Here is a 16,659-nt window from a genome sequence, read left to right as displayed (position 1 = left end):
ACGCTGGCGCAAGGGCTTCGGCTAGAATTGCCAGCCGTCTCGTCCACCGTTCGCGTGCCGTCATCGCTCGGCATCCAACGCATCACAGGGAACCATCGCATGCAGCCGTCTTCTGTTCTTGCCGTTGTCACCGGCGGCGTCTCCGGCCTGGGCCTGGCCGTGGCGCAACGCGTCGTGGCCGACGGCGGCAAGGTGGCCCTGTTCGATGTCAACGCGGATAAGGCCGACGCGGCGCTGGCGGCGCTGGGCGCCGGCAACGCGCATTACTTCGCCACCGACGTCACCGATGAGGCGCAGGTGGCAACCAATATCGCGCAGGCGGCGCAGGCGTTGGGCGGGCTCACTCTTGTCGTCAACTGCGCCGGTATCCTGGGCGCAGGGCGCGTACTGGGCAAGGACGCGCCGATGCCGCTGGCGACCTTCCGCAACACCGTGCTGGTCAACCTGGTCGGCAGCTTCAATGTGGCCAAGGCGGCCGCCGATGTCATGCAGCACAACGCCGCCGGTGACGACGGCGAGCGCGGCGTGATCATCCACACCGCCTCGGTCGCTGCCTACGAGGGCCAGATCGGCCAGGCCGCTTATGCCGCGAGCAAAGGTGGCGTGGTGGGCATGACCCTGCCGATGGCGCGCGAACTCGCCCGCTTCGGCATCCGCGTGATGACGATCGCGCCCGGCGTGTTCTGGACTCCAATGGTCGACGGCATGCCCGAGGCCGTGCAGCAATCGCTGTCCGCTTCGATTCCGTTCCCCTCGCGCCTGGGCCGACCCGACGAATACGCCGACACCGTCGCCTTCATCCTGCGCAACCGCTATCTCAACGGCGAAGTGATCCGCCTGGACGGCGGCGTGCGCCTGGCTCCCAAGTAGCCGGGATTGGGGATTCGGGATTGGGGATTCGTCACAGCAAGAACGCCGTACCCTTCCCGCCTCCTGAAATCCTGTTTTGCCAATCCCGAATCCCCAATCCCCAATCTCTGACTTGACCCATGAAAGCTAACGACATCAAGAAAGGCAACGTCGTCGAATACAACGGCGGCATTTACCAGATCCGCGACATCGAGCGCAGCTCGCCGCAGGGGCGCGGCGGCAATGTGCGTTTCCGCTTCATCATGTACAGCGTGCCCGGCGGCGCCAAGCTGGATGCCAGCTTCGATGCCGACGACAACCTGCCCGACGTCGAGCTGCTGCGCCGCCTGTCCACGTTCTCGTACAAGGATGGCGAAGCGTTTGTGTTCATGGACGACGAAGACTTCACCCCGTACACGCTGGATGCGGACGTGATCGGCACCGATGCCGGCTACATCACCGATGGCCTGACCGGCATCTACGTGCAGGTGATCGACGACCAGCCGGTGGCGGTGCAACTGCCGCAGACGGTGACCCTGGAAGTGGTGGAAACCCCGCCGGAATTGAAGGGCGGCACCGCCACCAAGCGCCCCAAGCCGGCCAAGCTCAACACCGGCATGGAAATCATGGTGCCCGAGTACATCAGCAACGGTGAGCGCGTACTGGTCAACACCACCACGGGCGAATTTGCTGGCCGCGCCGACTGATGCGGCGCCTGATCGCAGCCCTGTCGCTGGGGCTGCTGGCTGCCTGCACCGCGGAACCGGTACCGATGCCCGCGTCGGCACCGGCAACCTGCACCGACCCCAAGGTGGAGGAAGAATGGCTGCAGCACCCGGCCGGCCTGTGCGGCATGCCCGATGACGTGCGTGCGCTGGTGGACGACTACGACACGTGCGAGCACTTCGCCGGCGAGGAACCGTATGACGCCGACCGCCGCCATGAAATCGAAGTCGCCGTGGCGCAATTCTGCGCACCGGCACCGGCACGGCTTGCAAAGCTGATGCAGCAGTACCGCAACGACGCGCGCATCAGCGAATGGCTGCGCCAATATGCAGTGCAAGCGGATCTGCAACCAGCCGGCTGAAGTATCCCTTCTCCCCTCGGGACATTGTCTTCATTTATGGGGGGCAAGGCCGTGCGTAGTGTCGGATGAGGGTAAGGGCGAAGCCTCGCGCAGTTGGACCTACCGCTCGCTTTGCCCCGTACCCTCACACCAACCCCTCTCCCGACGGGAGGGGGGCTCTGCTACGCCCTCTTTGCGTAGCCTGGTTCGCTATTGCACCTGCAGAGGCGTGCGCATGTCCGACTGCACGTGGTCGGCAGCCGCATCACCGCGCGCCAGCTCACGCAAGCGCGTACGCAAACGTGCCACGTTCGCTTCACCCTGCTCCAATCCACTGCGCAAGTTGGCCGGCAAGTGCTGGCGGCCCAAGCGCTGCAGCTGCTTCCAGCCATCGACCAATACGCCGCTGTCCTGCGCAACGCGCTCTGCCAGCTGCCGCTGTTCGTCCGTCTGCGGCAGCCCATAACCGGAGGTGGCCAGCAGCGTCGCCGGGCGACTGAACTGCGCCTGCTGCGCGAATACTGCGTGCAGCTGGTCCTGCACCCTTGCGCGGTCGGCCACGCCAGGGCGCAGCAACCGCTTGAGTGCATCGCGCGCCAGCAACTCCTGCCGACGCAGTGCCGCCTGCTCCAGCAACAGCGCCGCTGCGGTTTCGCGCAGGCCGCCCTGGTCGAACCACTGCGCGCGTGCGGCGGGTTGTGCATCGAGCCAATGCGCCACGCTGGTCTGCGGCACCGGGATGCCGCGCCGGATCACCTCGAACATGGCCTGGTAATGCGTGGCCGCCGACTCGAAGTAATAGCCCTGGCGGATTGCCTGGGCGTGGTCGTCCAACACCCCGATATCGGCGATACCGGCGCGCTGCAGGCGCTGGCGCACACCGCGCGGCGTGATCGACGCCAGATCGGCAGCCCCCAGACGCGACACGCCGTCGTGCAGCAGCTTGTAGGTCTCCACCGCGCAGTTGTTGCCGATGAAGTAATAGCGCCCGTCGTAGCTCCAGTGCACCTGCGCTGCACGCGTGAGCAGCGCGGCGATCTCCTCGGGCGTCAGCGCCAGCGGCACCGACGAGAGCGCGCGCAGTTCCACCTTGGTGTACTCGTCGATGACCTGGTTCAGCGACAACACGAACAGCCGCGACGGATACGACCCGGTCAGCCCGCGCCAGCTGGAGATCTGCACATCGCCCACAAACGCGCGGAACGAGAGCACGCGGTGGTACTGCAGGTCCAGCCGGCAATCCGGCCCGGGCACGCGACCGGGCGCGCAGATCACCAGCCGCAACATGCTGTGACCCCAACGGCTCATCGGCTGCTGGTTCCCTTCGGCCAGCAGGTAGTCCACCGCATACACGCGCGAAGGATCCAGACTCAGCAGCGACATCGCCCCGGCATCGTTGTCGGCCTGCAGGTAGGGCAGCGTCGGCGCGCACGATGCGATGTTCTGCGGCGGGCCCACCTGTTCGGACAACCACGCCGCCAACGCGGGACGCCGGCAGGCATAGTCCGGGTCCAGCACATAATGTTCGAGATTGACCGCGACGAACTCTGCTGGGCTATGCCGCTCGTAAGCGTCGGGGCTGCGGTCGCTGAAGTGGTTTGCGCCGCGTCCAACCCGCCATGGCCGCACCTGCCAGCCGGCCAGATCGCGCAAGCGGGGGTCACGTGACAACGCACTGCCCGCGCCACGGTCGCGTACATGCGCCAACTCGTGGATCAACGCCGCCATGGCGGCACGCGTGGCCGGTGCGGTCACATCGGCGCGCTCACGTGCCGGCTGCGCGCTCCAGGACTGCAGCAAGGCGCGATCGAGCAGGATGTGGTTGCCGATGGCGCGGCCATGCACGCGTGCAGGCAGATCGCGGCGCCATTGCAGCTGGATCGGCGCTGCAGGGCGTTGCGCCCAGCCCTGCGGCAGGCGCTGCACGACCTGCTGGACCAGCGCCTGGCTGGCATCGCGTTGCTCCGGACTCAGGCCCGCGGGCACGACGGTAATTTGCAGCGCCGGAGCGAGCTGCGACTGGCCGTACGCCGCCGGTGCGAGTGCTGCGGCCAGCCACAGCCAGCCGCACCGGCGGCGACGACTCACTGCGCCAGAATGGACTGAGCCAATTCCAGGTCGCTGGACAGACGTGCCGCATCGCTGCGGCTACGCAGCTGCAGCAACGCCGCTTCCAGGCGCGCACCGCGGATGGCGCCATCGCTGGCAACGAAGCCGGCCGCATCTTCGCGCGCGTCGGCCACCACCTTGTCGTCGCCGGAACTGCTGCTATTGGACGAGCCGGCCGACGATGCGCCGGCCGACGTGCCGGCGAGACTGGAGGCGGCTGCAGCCAGCGGCAGCAGGGTCAACGCACAAAACATCAGAGAGCGCATCATTGGCATGTCGATTCCATGTGAGGTGCCGAAAGACTAACCGGCGTGCGTGACGCCGGGCGCGTCGTCCATGTCGAACAGCTTGCCGGGATTCAGCAAAAGATGAGGATCGAGCACATGTTTGATGCCGCGCATCAGCGCGATCTCCGCAGTTGAACGGGTACTCCACAGATACGGCTTCTTGACCAGGCCGATGCCGTGCTCGGCAGAGATGCTGCCGCCAAAACGCTGCAGCGCATGCGCCAGCACCTTGGTGACCTGATCGCAGGCGGCGACAAAATCGGCCTGGCTGGTGTCGTCGGGCTTGAGCACGTTGATATGCAGGTTGCCATCGCCGATGTGGCCGAACCACACCACATCGAAGTGCGGGTACGCCTGGCTGAGCAAGGCCTGTGTTTCGGCCAGAAACGCCGGCATTGCCGAGATGCGCACCGACACATCGTTCTTGTACGGGGTGTAGCGCGCCACGGCCTCGGTGATGCCCTCGCGCAGCCGCCACAGCTGCGCGGCCTGCGCATCGCTCTGACTGATCACCCCGTCGCTGACCCAGCCCCGTTCCATGCAGGTCTCGAACGCCGCCATCGCCGCCGCTTCCTGCACTTCATCCCCGGCGGCGAACTCGGTGACCACGTAATACGGGTGAACCTCGGCGAACGGCGCCTGCGCGCCATGCGCGAGCACGTGTTCCAGCGCACGGTCGGTAAAGAACTCGAAGGCCTCCAGGCGCAGCTGCGCACGAAACGCCGCGAATACCTGCATCAGCACCTCGAACGAGGGCAGCGCCAGCAGCATCACATTGCTGGGCGGCGGCGGGTCGGTCAGCCGCAGCGTCGCTTCGACGACGATGCCCAGGGTGCCCTCCGAGCCGATCATCAGATGGCGCACGTCGTAGCCGCTGGAATTTTTCACCAGCGCGTTGTTGAGTTCGAGCAGCTCGCCGCCGCCGGTGACCACTTTCAGCCCGGCCACCCATTCGCGGGTGTTGCCGTAGCGGATCACCCGGATACCGCCGGCGTTGGTGGCGATATTGCCGCCGATCGAGCAGGAGCCGCGTGCGGCAAAATCCACCGGGTACACCAGACCCTGTTCGCGCGCTGCGTTGTGCACCGCTTCCAGCGGCATGCCGGCCTGCACGGTCAGCGTGCGGTCCACCGGGTTGAAGTCCAGCGGCTTGTTCAAGCGCTCCAGGCTCAGCACCAGTTCGCCATTGGCGGCCACCGCGCCGCCGGACAGCCCAGTGCGGCCGCCCGATGGCACCACCGCCACGCCCTGCGCATTGGCCCAGCGCACCACCGCCTGCACCTCATCGACCGAGCCCGGAAGCGCGATGGCCAGCGGGTTGGGCGTCCAGCGCCGCGTCCAGTCGCGGCCGTAATGTTCCAGGTCGGCCGGCTCGGTTTTCAGGCGCAGGGCCGGCACGGCCTGTTGCAACGAAACAATGCGGGGGTCGGTCATGGCACGCGGCGCGGCAGTAGGAACCGCACAGCGTGCCAGTGTGCGCCGGCCTCGTCCAGTTGCGATGCGCTGCGCCGGGGCCGTGTTGGATTCAGCTGAAACCGTTGCAGCGCAAGGGCTGGCGCCGCACAAACACCGCATGGCCAGCGCCCCATCGGGCAGCCCATCTGGCATAGTTGCCGACCCGATTGCTGCAATGCGCTCCCCCATGTCGCCGAAGAAAACCTCGTTTCCCAAGCAGGACATCCGCGTGCTGTTGCTGGAAGGCATCAGCCCCACCGCGGTGGATGTATTCCACGCCGCCGGCTATTCGCAGATCGAACTGCACGCCAAGTCGTTGCCGGAAGACGAGTTGATTGCGCGCATCGCCGAGGCGCACATCGTCGGGATCCGCTCGCGCACCCAGCTGAGCGCCGAGGTGCTGGCGCACGCCAAGCGGCTGATCGCGGTGGGCTGTTTCTGCATCGGCACCAATCAGGTGGACCTGGATGCCGCCGAGCTGGCCGGGATCCCGGTGTTCAATGCGCCCTACTCCAACACCCGCAGCGTGGCCGAGCTGGTGATTGCCGAGGCGATCCTGCTGTTGCGTGGCATTCCGCAGAAAAATGCCGAATGCCACCGTGGCGGCTGGTCCAAGTCGGCGGCCGGCAGCCACGAAACCCGCGGCAAGGTGCTGGGCATCGTCGGTTACGGGCACATCGGCACGCAGGTGGGCGTGCTGGCCGAATCGTTGGGCATGCAGGTGGTCTTCCACGACATCGAAACCAAGCTGTCGCTGGGCAACGCGCGCGCGGCGATCGACCTGGACGACCTGCTGGCCCGCGCCGACGTGGTGACCTTGCACGTGCCCGAGACCCCATCCACCAAGGACATGATCGGCGCGGCGGAAATCGCCCGCATGAAGCCCGGCGCGCATCTGATCAATGCCTCGCGCGGCACCGTCATCGACATTGCCGCGCTGGATGCGGCGCTCACCTCAGGCCAGATCGGTGGCGCAGCAGTGGACGTGTTCCCGATCGAGCCCAAGGGCAATGGCGATGCATTCGAATCGCCACTGATCGCGCACGACAACGTGATCCTGACCCCGCACGTGGGCGGCAGCACGCTGGAAGCGCAGGACAATATCGGCATTGAAGTCGCTGCCAAGCTGGTGCGCTACAGCGACAACGGCAGCACCTTGTCGGCAGTGAATTTCCCGGAAGTCACCCTGCCCGAGCATCCCGACAGCCTGCGCCTGCTGCATATCCATCGCAACGTGCCGGGCGTGCTGTCCAAGATCAACGAACTGTTCTCGCGCCACAACGTCAACATCGACGGCCAGTTCCTGCGCACCGACCCCAAGGTCGGCTACGTGGTGATCGATGTCAGCGCCAGCGAGGCGCAGGCCACCGCGTTGAAGGAAGGCCTGGCGTTGATCGACGGGACATTGCGGACGCGGATTTTGTATTGATCTGTTGTTGCGCGAGCGCCCTCATCCGGCGCTTTGCGCCACCTTCTCCCGCAAGCGGGAGAAGAAAATGCAGGTCATCGGTCTCCACTTGCTCCCTTCTCCCGCGTGCGGGAGAAGAAAGTGCAGGCCATCGGTCTCCCGCTTACTCCCTTCTCCCGCGTGCGAGAGAAGAAAGTGCAGGCCATCGGTCTCCGCTTGCTCCCTTCTCCCGCGTGCGGGAGAAGGTGCCCGCAGGGCGGATGAGGGCGCACACCCTCAGCACCCATCACACGCCTCGGGCCATCCACTTCTCGGCCATGCGCCGCAGCGACGGATCCAGCTCCGGTTCTGCAAGCAGCTCGACGATCGGGCGCCACGCCAGTGCCAGCGATTCTTCGCTGACTTCGAACGCCTCGTCCGCGCCGGCCATCACCACGTAACGCGCATCAAAGTGCCAATGCCCGGCCACCTCGCCGCGTGCCGGGATCCAGTGACGGTCCAGATCGAACAGCGCCGTGTCCGCCAGCCGCAAGCCGCTGAGCCCGGATTCTTCCTCCGCCTCGCGCAGCGCCACCTGGGCCAGATCGCGGTCGCCGTCGGCGTGCCCGCCCAGCTGCAGCCAGCGCTGCAGCTTGCGGTGGTGGGTCAGCAGGGTCCGGCTGCCATCGGCGCTGACCACCCAGGCCGAGCCGGTGAAATGACCTTCGACACGTTCGCGCACGAACGGATCGGTGGCATCGTCCAGCAGCTGCGCAAACTGGTCGGCCACAACGGCCTCGTCCGGCCAGCGTGCGCGGTAGGCAGCCAGTTGCTGCCGCAAGGTTGCATCCACCATCTCTCGTTCCCGGTCGCCCGTCGGCCAAGCGGCCATTATCGACATTCATGCTGCGTACGTGCTTGTCGTGAGCGTGCAGCTTTGGCAAGGTAGGCCGCTTGCCTGTCCTTCGGGGGCGGCACACACCTTCGCCCGGGCGCGTGCGCCTTCGCTTTGCCACTTGGGGACGTACCGAATGCTGAAATCTCTGTTGAGGGTCAAACCGATCGAGCCCGCCGGCCGCGTCGATGCGGGCGAACCGGTCGAAGGCAGCCTGCAAGGCGAAGCCACGCTGCAACGGACCCTCACCGCCAAGCACCTGATCATGCTCGGCATCGGCGCGGTCATCGGTGCCGGTATCTTCGTGATGACAGGCCAGGCGGCAGCCAACCATGCTGGGCCGGCGGTGATGCTATCGTTCGTCTTCGCGGGCATCGCCTGTACGTTTGCCGGCCTGTGCTACGCCGAATTCGCGGCGATGATGCCGGTCTCCGGAAGCGCCTACTCATATTCCTACGCCACGCTTGGCGAAGGTATCGCCTGGTTCATTGGCTGGTGCTTGGTACTCGAGTATCTGTTTGCGGGGTCAAGCGTCGCGGTGGCATGGTCGGCCTATCTGATCAGCTTCATCACCGGAACGCTGGGTCTTCCATTCCCGACAGAACTGACCAACGCCCCGCTCGCCTGGATCAATGGCGAATTTGTCGCGTCTGGCAACATCCTCAACCTGCCTGCGGTCCTCATCGTGGCTGCAGTGAGCGGGCTGTGCTACGTCGGCATTACCCAATCGGCCTTCATCAACGCGATTGTCGTTGCGATCAAGATCGCAGTGATCTGCCTGTTTGTCGGCTTCGGCGCGGCATACGTCGACCCCGCCAACTGGCATCCTTTCATTCCCGAAAACACAGCACCCGGCGTATTTGGCTGGAGTGGCGTGTTCCGGGCCGCCTCGATCGTGTTTTTCGCCTACATTGGCTTCGACGCGGTATCGACCTCGGCTGGCGAGACCAAGGATCCACAGCGCAACATGCCAATTGGCATTCTCGGCTCGCTGGCGGTGTGCACCATCATCTACATCATCGTCTGTGCAGTGTTGACCGGTTTGATGCCGTACACCCAGCTTGGCACCGCCAAGCCGGTGGCCACTGCGCTGGAAGCGCATCCACAACTGACCTGGCTCAAGACCGCGGTGGAGATTGGCGCAATCGCCGGCCTGTCCTCGGTGGTACTGGTGATGCTGATGGCGCAGCCACGCATCTTCTACACCATGGCCAAGGATGGGCTGATGCCCAAACTATTTGGCAAGGTGCATCCGAAGTTTCACACGCCATACGTCGGCACCGTGATCGTCGGCGTGGTCGCCGCATCACTAGCCGGGTTCGTTCCGCTCAGCGTGCTGGGTGAACTAGTGTCGATGGGCACCCTGCTTGCTTTCGCTACCGTGTGCGCCGGCGTGATGGTGCTGCGCTTCACCAAACCCGAGCTGGAACGTCCGTTCCGGGTGCCGTTGGCAATGATAATTTGCCCGTTGGGGACGCTTGCGTGTCTGGCCCTGTTCTTCCAGGCCTTCCAAGAGCACTGGAAGGTGTTCGTGGGCTGGACCGTGATCGGCCTGTGTATTTATTTCGGCTACGGCATCCACAACAGTCGTCTGGCCAAGCGGGCCTGACGCTCTCTCAAGACCGGCGCACAGCGCCGGTCTTCTCGTTCAATGATCGCGCTCAGCGCCAAGCCGGAACTGCTGCATGTTCAAACAACTTTGGGCCACCAAACACCCGCACGCCAGCCATGAGGCGGCCGACGGGCTGGGCCTGCAACGCGCGCTCGGCCCCTGGGGGCTGACCGCACTCGGGATCGGCGCGGTGATCGGCGGCGGCATCTTCGTCATCACCGGCCAGGCTGCGGCCGACCATGCCGGCCCGGCGATCGTGCTGTCGTTCGTGCTGGCGGCGATCTGCTGCGCGTTCTGCGCCATGGCCTATGCCGAATTCGCAGCGATGGTGCCGGTGTCCGGCAGCGCCTACACCTACACCTACGCCACCTTCGGCGAGCTGGCGGCGTGGTTCATCGGCTGGATGCTGGTACTGGAATACGGCGTATCCGCCTCGGCAGTGGCGGTCAGCTGGACCGGCTACTTCCTCAGCCTGCTGGAACACTTCGACATCCACCTGCCGGCCGCGCTGGTCAGTGCACCGCTGGACGGCAAGCTGCAGCCCACCGGTGCGATCGCCAACCTGCCGGCCGCCGGCATCGTGCTGTTGCTGACCTGGCTGTGCTACGTGGGCATCCGCAAGTCGTCGGCAATGAACATGGCGATGGTCATCCTCAAGACCGGCCTGATCGTCCTGGTCATCGCAGTGGGCTGGAAGTACGTCGATACCGCCAACTGGCATCCCTTCATCCCGGCCAACGAAGGCCCGGGCAAGTACGGCATGGAAGGCGTGCTGCGCGGTGCGGCGATGGTGTTCTTCGCCTATATCGGTTTCGAAGCGGTGTCGGTGGCCGCGCAGGAATCGCACCGGCCGCAACGTGACCTGCCGATCGGCATGATGCTGTCGCTGCTGATCTGCACCGTGCTCTACATCGCCATGGCGGCGGTGATGACCGGCCTGGTGCCCTATACGCTGCTCGGCACCGACGAGCCGGTGGTGACCGCAGTAGCAGCGCATCCGCAGCTGGCCTGGTTGCGCGTGGTGGTCGAAGTAGGCGCGTTGATCGGGCTGTCCTCGGTGGTGCTGGTGATGATCATCGGGCAGCCGCGCATCTTCATGATCATCGCGCGCGACGGATTGTTGCCGTCGATCTTCACCCGTATCCATCCCAAGTACCGCACCCCGCATATCAACACCATCATCACCGGTGTCGGTATCGCCTTGCTGGCGGCCGTGTTCCCGCTGGACGTGCTGGGCGAGCTGACCTCGATGGGCACGCTGATCGCCTTTGCCGCGGTCTGCGCCGGCGTGCTGATCCTGCGCCGCACCCACCCGGAACTGCCGCGCCCGTTCCGCATGCCGGCGGCGTGGCTGATCTGCAGTGCCGGCGTGCTGAGCTGCCTTGCACTGCTGTCGGCAATGACGCTGCACAACTGGATGCTGATGGGCTTGTGGACGCTGGTCGGGCTGGTGGTCTATTTCGGCTACGGCTACCGTCACAGTCGCCTGCGCGACGGTCGCTGAGCACGCGCGCGCCAGCAGCCACTGACGAACGCCCGCGCGCGATGTATGGCAGCGCGGGTGACAGGTATTCGGCTCCTGGGCGGCTGATCTATGACCTGGTCGCAGGACCCTGTTCTGCTGGTCTGCGGCTGGGCTGCAGGGCCCCAGTGACGGGTTCACGGCGTGTCCCGCAAGCGGTGAGGGCACCGCGCCCTCGACCGACCCAGCGTTTGATTTGTCAGTCATTCGCGCCCCGGACGTGGCAGCAACGCGCCCTGCTGCGCTGCACCTGACCGTAATCCGGTGGGGCAGTAGAATAGCCGCATGAATGCGACCACTGCCCCCCTGCCCTATAGCGCCGCCCGTCTGCACGAGCTGGCGCAGTTGTTGATCGGCAATATCCGCGAGCTGGCCCAGGCCGGCTGGACACCCGCCACCAGCAGCAACTTCTCCCATCGCCTGGACGAGCAGCACGCCGCCATCACCGTGTCCGGCCGCGACAAGGGCCGCCTGGTCGAGGAAGACATCATGGTGGTGGACTTCGATGGCCAGGCCGTCGGCCGTCCGCTGCGACCGTCCGCGGAGACCCTGCTGCACACGCAGTTGTATCGCCGGTTTCCGGAGATCGGCTGCGTGCTGCACACGCATTCGCCGGTGCAGACGATCGCCTCGCGCCTGTATGCCGGCCCCGGCGTGATCCGGCTGGAAGGCTACGAGTTGCTCAAGGCCTTCGACGGCAACACCACCCACGAAACCGCGGTGGAGGTGCCGGTATTTGCCAATACCCAGGACATGCAGGTGCTGGCCGCGCAGGTCGAGGCCTTGCTGGACAAACAGAGCATGTGGGGGTATCTCATCGAAGGACACGGGCTGTATGCCTGGGGCCGCAACATGGCCGAGGCACGTCGTCATCTGGAGGCGTTCGAATTCCTGCTGCATTGCGAGCTCGAGCTGCTGAAATTGCGCGGCCCGCGCTGATCATCGTCCGTCCCCCATTCGTGAGCCAGACCGCCATGAGCCGACTGCGTATCTTCGCCGACACCAACCCGACCACCCCGGAATTCGACAGCCGCGACGGCGATGCGATCGCCGCCGAGCTGGTCAAGATCGGCGTCACCTTCGAGCGCTGGCACGCCAGCGAACCGGTGGAGCCAGGCGCCACGCCCGAACAGGTGATGGCGGCCTATCGCGCCGACATCGACCGCATCAGTGCCGAGCGCGGCTTCAAGACCGTGGACGTGGTGAGCATCGCGCCGGACAACCCCAAGCGCGAGGAAATGCGCGCCAAGTTCCTGGACGAACACTTCCACAAGGAAGACGAGGTGCGCTTCTTCGTCGCCGGCTCGGGCCTGTTCACGCTGCACGTGGACGACAAGGTCTACGAGATCGAGTGCGTCAAGGACGATCTGATCGCCGTGCCCGACAGCACCCTGCACTGGTTCGACATGGGGCCGGAGCCGCACTTCGTGGCGATCCGCTTCTTCACCGAGCCGGATGGCTGGGTCGGCCACTTCACCGGCACCGAAATCGCCAAACAATTCCCCCGCTACGCCCCCGAGAAACCTCACAAGGCCAGCTGACGATGACACGACCGCACGCGATCCTCACCGATATCGAAGGTACGACCAGCAGCATCTCGTTCGTCAAGGACGTGCTGTTTCCGTATGCACGCCGCGCCATGCCCGCGTATGTACGCGAGCACGGCAATCATCCGCAGGTGCGCCACTGGCTCAACCAGGTGGCCGACGAGATCGGCGAGGACGTGCCGGACGACGTGCTGATCACCACGTTGCAGACCTGGATCGACGAGGACCGCAAGCACACCGCGCTCAAGGCCCTGCAGGGGCTGATCTGGGGCGATGGCTACAAGACTGCCGATTTCACCGCGCACATTTACGCCGATGCGGCGATCCAGCTGCAGGCCTGGCATGCGCAAGGCATCCCGCTGTACGTGTATTCGTCCGGCTCGGTGCCGGCGCAGAAGCTGTTCTTCGCGCACAGCGACGCCGGCGATCTGAGCGGCCTGATCACCGACTGGTTCGACACCGAGGTGGGGCCCAAGCGCGAGAGCGCCAGCTACCGCCGGATTGCCGAGCGCATCGGCGTACCGGGGCCGGAGATCCTGTTCCTGTCGGATGTGATCGAAGAACTCGACGCGGCCAAGCGCGCCGGCATGCGCACCGCGTTGCTGGACCGCCTGGAGGACTATCCCACGCCGCGCTCGGCCGACGATGTCGGCAGCCACCAGCGCGTGGAGAGTTTCTCGCAGCTGGTGTTCTGAAACGTGGCGTCATTGCGCACACCGGCTGCTCGCAACGTAGCCGGTGTGCGCAAGGCCGATTCCGCTTGACGCAGCAATTGCGCGACAAGACGCCTTGGTCGAGCGCTGTGTTCATCCGTCTTCGAGAGGCATCGGCGTTGTTTTTGAGAGTCCATTCCCTGCCGCCGGCGCACCGCTTGCCTCGTCGGATCTTGGCACTCCTGGCCATGGCCGTCCTGGTGGCCGGGTGCCACCCCGATGCCGGCGCGGCCTTGCCGCCCGCGGCCGCGAACGCGGCGGCCGAGGCGGACCCGATCGACCAGGCCGCACTTGCCAAGGCGCTGGCGGCGGTGCAGCCGCAGCGCCCGGGCGTGACCGATCTGTATGTAGTCGGCTTTGCCGGCGATGCCAGCGACGATGTCTTCCGCAACGAAACGCTCTACCTCAAGCAACTGTTCGAGCAACGCTTCTACGCACGCGGCCGCGTGGTCACGCTGGTCAACAACCCGGACAACCTGGGCGAGCATCCGTACGCGCCACTGGCGACCTACGACAATCTCTACGACACGCTGGCCGCCATCGGCAAGCGCATGGACCGCAAGGAAGATGCGCTGCTGCTGTTCGTGACCACGCACGGCACCGAAGACCACACGCTGTACGTGCAGGTGGACCAGAACGAAGAAGACTTCATCAGCCCGCAGGATCTGCGCACCGCGCTGGACGATGCCGGCGTCGGCAACCGCATCATCGTGCTGTCGGCCTGTTATTCGGGCGGATTCATCCCGGCGCTGCGTTCGCCGGACACCGTGATCCTGACCGCCGCGCGCGCGGATCGGCCGTCCTTCGGCTGCGGCAATACGTCCAACGCCACCTACTTCGGCCAGGCCTGGCTGATCGATGCGATGAACCGCAGCGACGACCCGCTTGCGGCCTTCGACATGGCCAGGGCTGCCATCACCGCGCGCGAAAAGCAGGACGGCGAATTGCCCTCGTTGCCGCAGCAATCGCTCGGCAAGCGCATCGCACCGGTGTTGGCGCGCTGGCGCGCAGGGTTGCGGCTTGGGCCTGCCCTCGCCTATCCGTATCCGCCGGTCGACGTAGATCCGGATGCCGACGCCGAGCCGGCCAACGACGGTGACCCGGGCAGCGGCAGCAGCCCGGACGCCAGCAGCAACGTCGGCAAGGGGACGACCCCGCCGACGTCTGCTCCAATGGCCCGATCGCCACCTTCGGCCATGAAAGGCTGAGACTAATTCTCATTTCGTCGGCAATTCGATGGCCTCGCTACACTCGCCGGGCCAGCCAGCTTCTGCCAGCCAGCACAGATCCCCGCCAGCGCGCCGACGCCTGCCAGCCCGGGTCCTGAGACGCCTCCCTTGTGGAGGCGTTTGTGTTTGTGCCACCGGGGTGGTGCCTGCCCGTTCGCTGCACAGGCGCATGCGCGTGGCCAGCAGCCTTGGGGCGCGGCCAACGGAGCACTGCGTCGCGCGCTAGCGCGGCCGGCAACACAGGCCTCACCGCGCTGCCTGACCGATTCGCACGATGCCACGCACGCACCCAACCTTACGGTGCCACGTGCGGGCCCTCGATCATAAGCACGCGTGGCCACGAACCAACGCACCTCCGTGCGCCAGGCCATCACACCGGCATTTACGGATCGGCGCGTTGCAGGCGATAGACCGTGTGGGCACCGTACTGCCCGGTGGGCAGGTGCGCGCGCACGTCCACGCGGTGCTCGCCCACCTCCAGAGTGGTCGGCAACACGCCGCGCCACAGATGTGTGGAGGGCGTCGCTTCCGGCGAGCGGTCGTACCCACGTAGCCGGTCAGCGCTATCGTCGCGCACGTTTTCGGCCAGCAGCCGCGGGTCGGCGCGCTCCTGTCGTTTCATCGGTTGCCATGCGCCGTTGTCGATGCGCATCTCCACGCGGGTATCGTCCTGCCCCATGAACACATTGGCGTAGATGCCCCAGGCCGGATACGCGCCCTGTCGCAGCACCTTGGGTGCATGTAGCAGCAGTTGCGCGTCGTCGGCTGCGCGTGCCGCGTGGTAGGCCAGGGTGTAGTTGCCATCCGGCGCCACGTTCAGCACCGCGTAGCCGTTGGGCGTGCCGTCGCTCATGGTCGCATCGGGGATGCCGTCGGCGTCCTTGACCCCCGACCAGAACGCACCGCAGGCCGCACCCACGTTGTATTCGTGCAGCGGGCGTGCGCCGTGCCAGCCTTCGTCGGCGCCGTGATCGACGTGCCGCTGCGTGTGGCTGTGCGCACTGAGCACCAGCACATGCGGGAAGTCCTTCAGCAGCGCGAACAGACGGCTGCGATCGGCATGCCGAAAGGTCTCCTGCCCCGGCGCCGCATCGAACAGCGGGATATGCATGCCGAGCACCAGCAGCCGCTCGCGCGGCACCTGCGCCAGGTAGTGCTGCAGGAACACGAACTGGTCCTCGCGCAGGCCGCCGACATACGCCGGCTTGCCGCCGGGGGTGTAGATCACGTCGTCCAGAAACACGAAGCTCGCATTGGCTTCTTCCACCGCATACGTGTCCGGGCCATAGACCGCGCGCCAGCTGTCCAGCGACTGCAGATCGTCGCCGGCATCGATGTTGAGGTCGTGATTGCCGGGCACGTGGAACCAGGGCACGCCCAGTTGGGTCGTGACCTTGTTCAGGGCCGGATACAGGCTCAGATCGTCGTTGACGATGTCGCCGAGCGTGGTCCCCAGGCGCGCGGACGTCTTGCCGACCAGCGGTGCCACGATATCGCGCTGGTAATAGCCCACATCGGTGAGGCTGGCGGTCTGGCTGTCGGCGAACACCAGCAAGTCGAAACCGTTGCCGCCAGCGTCCGCACGCGGCGTCAGTGCGAAATCCCAGCCCTGCGTGGTGCGGCCGGTGGATGCAATGCCCTGATACTTGTGGGTCACCGAACCGCGCGGCGCATAGTGGCGCCAGAACCCGGGCAGCCCGTCGGCGGCAGGGACAAAGCGGCGATCACCCGGCTTGATCACGAACACCGTCTGGCCATCGCGCACCGGCAGGCGGTAGCGCCCCTGTGCATCGGTGCGCACGATCTGCTCACCGTTGGACACCGCAATACCGGCAAGACCCGGCTCATCCGCACTGCGGCCGGCACGCCCGTCGCGCTCTTCGTAGACGGTGCCATCGACCATGACGTCGCGTGCGTACGCGCTGCCCCCAAGCAACCCTAGGGCCAATAGAGCGAAGCGAAGCTGCATGTGGTGTACCGCGGCAAGA

Annotated in this window: 15 protein-coding genes; 10 read left to right on the top strand and 5 right to left on the bottom strand. The window is 65.8% G+C overall.

Features of this window, described 5'->3' with window-relative positions; genetic code table 11:
• The first annotated feature begins 99 nt into the window (after positions 1-99).
• The 3 genes from ABQZ09_RS18905 to ABQZ09_RS18895 all read left to right on the top strand — a co-directional run bounded on the left by ABQZ09_RS18905 (position 100) and on the right by ABQZ09_RS18895 (position 1,936).
• Entirely contained in the window at positions 100-870 is a 771-nt protein-coding gene (locus ABQZ09_RS18905; RefSeq protein ID WP_349777633.1) for an SDR family NAD(P)-dependent oxidoreductase, read from the top strand.
• Between the two features lie 119 nt (positions 871-989).
• Positions 990-1,556: an elongation factor P-like protein YeiP gene (yeiP, locus tag ABQZ09_RS18900; RefSeq protein ID WP_039410277.1), complete on the top strand. Its 567-nt coding sequence runs from the start codon at positions 990-992 to the stop codon at positions 1,554-1,556.
• A complete protein-coding gene (locus tag ABQZ09_RS18895; protein ID WP_228313898.1) occupies positions 1,556-1,936 on the top strand; it encodes a hypothetical protein in 381 nt (126 codons plus the stop codon). The genes yeiP and ABQZ09_RS18895 overlap by 1 nt, the downstream gene beginning before the upstream one ends.
• 189 nt (positions 1,937-2,125) lie before the next feature.
• Here the strand turns inward: ABQZ09_RS18895 and ABQZ09_RS18890 are convergent, their stop codons facing one another.
• The 3 genes from ABQZ09_RS18890 to ABQZ09_RS18880 are packed head-to-tail and all read right to left on the bottom strand — an operon-like array spanning position 2,126 to position 5,745.
• The gene (locus ABQZ09_RS18890; protein ID WP_349777632.1) at positions 2,126-4,003 is read right to left on the bottom strand and encodes a DUF7844 domain-containing protein; all 1,878 of its coding nucleotides are present in this window, start codon (positions 4,001-4,003) and stop codon (positions 2,126-2,128) included.
• Positions 4,000-4,293: a DUF2388 domain-containing protein gene (locus ABQZ09_RS18885; RefSeq protein WP_039410268.1), complete on the bottom strand. Its 294-nt coding sequence runs from the start codon at positions 4,291-4,293 to the stop codon at positions 4,000-4,002. Before ABQZ09_RS18885 ends, ABQZ09_RS18890 begins: the two co-directional genes overlap by 4 nt.
• 33 nt (positions 4,294-4,326) lie before the next feature.
• The gene (locus ABQZ09_RS18880; protein ID WP_184557422.1) at positions 4,327-5,745 is read right to left on the bottom strand and encodes a D-2-hydroxyglutarate dehydrogenase; all 1,419 of its coding nucleotides are present in this window, start codon (positions 5,743-5,745) and stop codon (positions 4,327-4,329) included.
• Between the two features lie 208 nt (positions 5,746-5,953).
• Between ABQZ09_RS18880 and serA the strand changes: the two genes are divergently transcribed.
• Positions 5,954-7,195, top strand: coding sequence for a phosphoglycerate dehydrogenase (gene serA / locus ABQZ09_RS18875; protein WP_184557419.1), 1,242 nt, complete (start codon positions 5,954-5,956; stop codon positions 7,193-7,195).
• A gap of 265 nt (positions 7,196-7,460) precedes the next feature.
• On the opposite strand, the gene ABQZ09_RS18870 is transcribed toward serA, so the two are convergent.
• Positions 7,461-8,045, bottom strand: a complete 585-nt coding sequence (locus ABQZ09_RS18870) for an NUDIX hydrolase (RefSeq protein ID WP_184557415.1) — start codon at positions 8,043-8,045, stop codon at positions 7,461-7,463.
• Positions 8,046-8,184: 139 nt separating this feature from the next.
• On the opposite strand from ABQZ09_RS18870, the gene ABQZ09_RS18865 reads away from it, so the two are divergent.
• The 6 genes from ABQZ09_RS18865 (at position 8,185) to ABQZ09_RS18840 (ending at position 14,650) form a co-directional block, all read left to right on the top strand.
• Positions 8,185-9,657 carry an amino acid permease gene (locus tag ABQZ09_RS18865; RefSeq protein ID WP_184557652.1) on the top strand — a complete coding sequence of 491 codons (1,473 nt, stop codon included), beginning with the start codon at positions 8,185-8,187 and terminating at the stop codon, positions 9,655-9,657.
• Between the two features lie 76 nt (positions 9,658-9,733).
• Positions 9,734-11,164 carry an amino acid permease gene (locus ABQZ09_RS18860; protein ID WP_349777631.1) on the top strand — a complete coding sequence of 477 codons (1,431 nt, stop codon included), beginning with the start codon at positions 9,734-9,736 and terminating at the stop codon, positions 11,162-11,164.
• A gap of 303 nt (positions 11,165-11,467) precedes the next feature.
• Positions 11,468-12,121, top strand: a complete 654-nt coding sequence (locus tag ABQZ09_RS18855; RefSeq protein ID WP_039410254.1) for a methylthioribulose 1-phosphate dehydratase — start codon at positions 11,468-11,470, stop codon at positions 12,119-12,121.
• A gap of 35 nt (positions 12,122-12,156) precedes the next feature.
• The gene (locus tag ABQZ09_RS18850) at positions 12,157-12,723 is read left to right on the top strand and encodes a 1,2-dihydroxy-3-keto-5-methylthiopentene dioxygenase (RefSeq protein WP_039410252.1); all 567 of its coding nucleotides are present in this window, start codon (positions 12,157-12,159) and stop codon (positions 12,721-12,723) included.
• A gap of 2 nt (positions 12,724-12,725) precedes the next feature.
• Entirely contained in the window at positions 12,726-13,424 is a 699-nt protein-coding gene (gene mtnC, locus ABQZ09_RS18845) for an acireductone synthase (protein WP_039410249.1), read from the top strand.
• Between the two features lie 206 nt (positions 13,425-13,630).
• A complete protein-coding gene (locus tag ABQZ09_RS18840) occupies positions 13,631-14,650 on the top strand; it encodes a C13 family peptidase (RefSeq protein ID WP_349777630.1) in 1,020 nt (339 codons plus the stop codon).
• A 403-nt stretch (positions 14,651-15,053) separates the two neighbouring features.
• Here the strand turns inward: ABQZ09_RS18840 and ABQZ09_RS18835 are convergent, their stop codons facing one another.
• Positions 15,054-16,640 carry a calcineurin-like phosphoesterase C-terminal domain-containing protein gene (locus tag ABQZ09_RS18835; RefSeq protein ID WP_228313895.1) on the bottom strand — a complete coding sequence of 529 codons (1,587 nt, stop codon included), beginning with the start codon at positions 16,638-16,640 and terminating at the stop codon, positions 15,054-15,056.
• Positions 16,641-16,659: the final 19 nt, after the last annotated feature.

Origin of the sequence: Xanthomonas sp. WHRI 6106, from assembly GCF_040202405.1 — a bacterium.
In the GTDB taxonomy this organism is placed as follows: domain Bacteria; phylum Pseudomonadota; class Gammaproteobacteria; order Xanthomonadales; family Xanthomonadaceae; genus Xanthomonas; species Xanthomonas cannabis.
Note: the sequence above shows the minus strand (reverse complement) of the source record. Positions and strands in the feature narration are given on the sequence as shown.